The sequence below is a fragment of the Caulobacter sp. AP07 genome, from assembly GCF_000281955.1.
In the GTDB taxonomy this organism is placed as follows: domain Bacteria; phylum Pseudomonadota; class Alphaproteobacteria; order Caulobacterales; family Caulobacteraceae; genus Caulobacter.
The window spans coordinates 1-2938 of sequence record NZ_AKKF01000051.1 but is presented as its reverse complement, the minus strand read 5'-3'; the positions used below and the strand labels follow the sequence as shown (position 1 = coordinate 2938).

Here is a 2938-nt window from a genome sequence, read left to right as displayed (position 1 = left end):
GCGGGGGATGACGAGCGTGGGGTGGGTTCGAAATTCAGCCGAAGGACGGTGGTGGCCGGCGCCCTCGCCCTGTCCGCCTGCGGGCCCAAGGCCCAGGGCCAGCCAATCCCCGCCGACCTGCCGCCGCTCAAGGCCGTCGCCCCGGTCCGGGTCGGGGCCTGCGTCCAGGCCCTGCATCTGGACGACCCCGCCCTGGCGGCCCTGCTGGCCCGCGAGGTCAGCCAGCTGACCCCCGAGTGGGAGATGAAGATGGAATATGTCGTCCAGCCGGACGGCACGTTCCGCTTCGACGCCCCCGACCGCATCGCCGCCTTCGCCCGCGCCCACGGCATGGCCCTGCTGGGCCACACCCTGGTCTGGTACGCCCAGGCCCCCGACGCCTTCGCCAGGCTGGACGAGGGGCGCATCAGCTTCGTCGACGCCTACCGCAACTACATCCTGGCCGTGGCCGGGCGCTACCAGGGCCAGGTGGTCGGCTGGGACGTGGTCAACGAGGCGGTGGCCGAGGACGGCGACGGCTGGCGCGACAGCCTGTGGTCGCAGCGCCTGGGGGCCTTCGAGCACATCGCCCTGGCCTATCGCACGGCCGGCGAGGCCGACCCGCACGCGGCCCTGCTGCTCAACGACTACAATCTCGAATACTACCCGAAGAAGCGGGCCACCTTCCTGAAGCTGGCCGAGCGGCTGCTGGCCTCGGGCGCGCCGCTGACCGGCCTGGGCACCCAGATGCACGTGGCCGCCGATATCGCGCCGGGCGAGATCACCCGGATGATCCGCGAGCTGGCCAGCCTGGGCCTGCCCGTCCACGTCTCGGAGCTCGACGTCTCGCTGACCCGGTCGGAAAACAAGTTCCTGTCCCGCGCCGAACTTCAGCGCCGCCAGGCCGCCGTCTATGCCGAGGCCGCCGAGGCGTTCATGGACCTGCCGTCCAGCCAGCGCTTCGCCTTCACCCTGTGGGGCCTGCGCGACCGGGACTCCTGGCTGAAGAAGGAAAACGCCGCCGACGCCCCGGCCCCGTTCGACGACGCCGGCCGCCCCAAGGCCGGGGCGGCGGCGCTGGTCGAGGCGTTCCGGGGGTAGAGTTCGAGCCCCCACCCGCTCGTCATCCCCCGCTTCATGCGGGGGATGACGGAGCAAGCCGCCCCCCTAGGGGAACATCGGCGTTCCGTCGAAGAGGTTGCGCGGCCGGATGTCGACGCCGCCCCACATCAGCAGCGCCACGCCCTTCCACAACGGGCCCTCGAAATGGCCGTCCTCGTCGCGCGGGTCGTGGTGCAGCGGGCTGATGTGCCAGACGACGAGGTCGCCGTTGGTCACCGACTCGCCGTTGGCCAGGGCGGGCAGATCGTAGAGCAGCTCGGAGCCGTGATAACGGGTCACCCAGAAGTCGTGGTGGGCGAACGGCTCCTCGTGGCGGGGCGCGCCGAACCGGACGGGGCGGAACTCGTAGCTGATCGGCTTGCCCGCGGCGTTGGTGGAGGCGTCGCGAACATGCACCTCCGTGAACTTCAGGGGGTTGACGTCAATGCCGCCCTCCTTGCCGCCGTTGAAGGGCGCCACGCCGTCGGTGGCCACGACGCTGCCGGTGTTCTCGACATGGGAGTATTCGAAGGCGGAATCGGCCGACGCACCGTTCAGGTCCATGTCGATGCGCCACAGGCCGTTGTGCATGTGGCCCATATATTCGTGGCCCGGCAGGTTGCGCGACGTGGCGCCCAGGCGCAGGGCGATCGTGCCGTCGTCGCGGAAGCCATAGCGCATGATGTAGTTGTAGTTGGCCGAGTCCAGGGTGGCCCACAGGGCCAGTTCCTGGCCGTAGGCGACGGCCTGGTCGTCCTTCCACAGCACGCCGGTCGAGGCCACCTCGTGGATCACCTTGCCGTCGATGATCTTGCCGCACGGGCCGGCGTCCTGGGCGGTGGCGGGCACCAGCGGGAAGTTGAAATTGGTCAGGTCGTAGTAGCGCGGCGTGCCCGGGTGGTAGGGCACGAAGATGTCGGCCAGGCGGGCGTCCCACAGCACCCGCATCCAGGGCGCGTTGGGCGACTTCTTGAACCAGGCCCCCGTGACGTAGAGCCCCTTGCCGGTGGCGTGGGCGAAGCGCACCCGCCAGGCGGTGCGCATCGGACCGCTCGCCGGAAACTGCTGCTCCACGGTGTCGGCCGGCAGGCCGGGCGTGGCGGTGAACGTCGGACAGGGCTGGGCGAGCGCCGACCGGGGGGCCAGCAGCGTCCCGCCGGCCAGCAGGCCGGCCACCGCCAGCGGGGCGAGCAGGCTCGACAGCGCGGCCCTGATCCGGCGCGCCGGGGCGTTGGTCTTAGTCATGTTGGTGAGCCTCCTCGCCGATCTGCACCCGGCTGGTGGTCAGGTCGACATAGACGATCGGACGGGTGAGGTAGTCCCGGTCGACCCGGAACAGCAGGCGCACGACGCGATGCCCGAACCAGGGGTCGCGGTCCTCGCCGACCCGGACGAGCAGGGGCTCGACCGTGACGTTCGGATAACGGCCCAGCGCCTCGCGCACCGGCGGCTGGGCCAGGGCCAGTTCCCGGGCCTGGGCCAGTTCCTCGGCGGTGAGCATGACCGGCAGATGCGGGACTTCGCGCTGGTTCAACACCGCGCCGCGCTCAAGATCGACCACGCTGACGATGGCGGTGTCGTCGACGTAGCGGTAGTGGGTCACCTGATACAGCGGGGGCCCCTCCTCGCCGTTGTCGGCCTTCACCCGCAGCTTTTCCGTGGTGATGTAGATCGTCCGGCCTTCCAGCAGCCGCCGAGGCGCGGCCGCCCGCTCGGTCAGGTCGCGCGCCCTTTGCGACAGCGCCGCGGGGACGTCGTCGGACGCGACCTGCCGCCTGACCTGCAGCGGCGGCCTCGTCGGCTGGATGACCGCCGGCCGCGTCGCCCGCGGCTGGGCGTCGGCGGGCGGACTAGCCAA

General features: G+C 71.0%; 3 protein-coding genes. 1 reads left to right on the top strand and 2 read right to left on the bottom strand.

The window, feature by feature from the left end:
• Positions 1 to 21: 21 nt before the first annotated feature.
• A complete protein-coding gene (locus tag PMI01_RS04275; RefSeq protein ID WP_081497632.1) occupies positions 22 to 1080 on the top strand; it encodes an endo-1,4-beta-xylanase in 1059 nt (352 codons plus the stop codon).
• A gap of 66 nt (positions 1081 to 1146) precedes the next feature.
• Here PMI01_RS04275 and PMI01_RS04270 read toward each other — a convergent pair whose 3' ends face one another.
• Both PMI01_RS04270 and PMI01_RS04265 read right to left on the bottom strand, forming a co-directional pair.
• Positions 1147 to 2325: a copper amine oxidase gene (locus PMI01_RS04270; protein ID WP_007663483.1), complete on the bottom strand. Its 1179-nt coding sequence runs from the start codon at positions 2323 to 2325 to the stop codon at positions 1147 to 1149.
• Positions 2318 to 2938 (bottom strand): hypothetical protein (locus PMI01_RS04265; protein WP_157223671.1); only part of this gene is annotated, 621 nt, incomplete at its 5' end. The genes PMI01_RS04270 and PMI01_RS04265, both read right to left, overlap by 8 nt.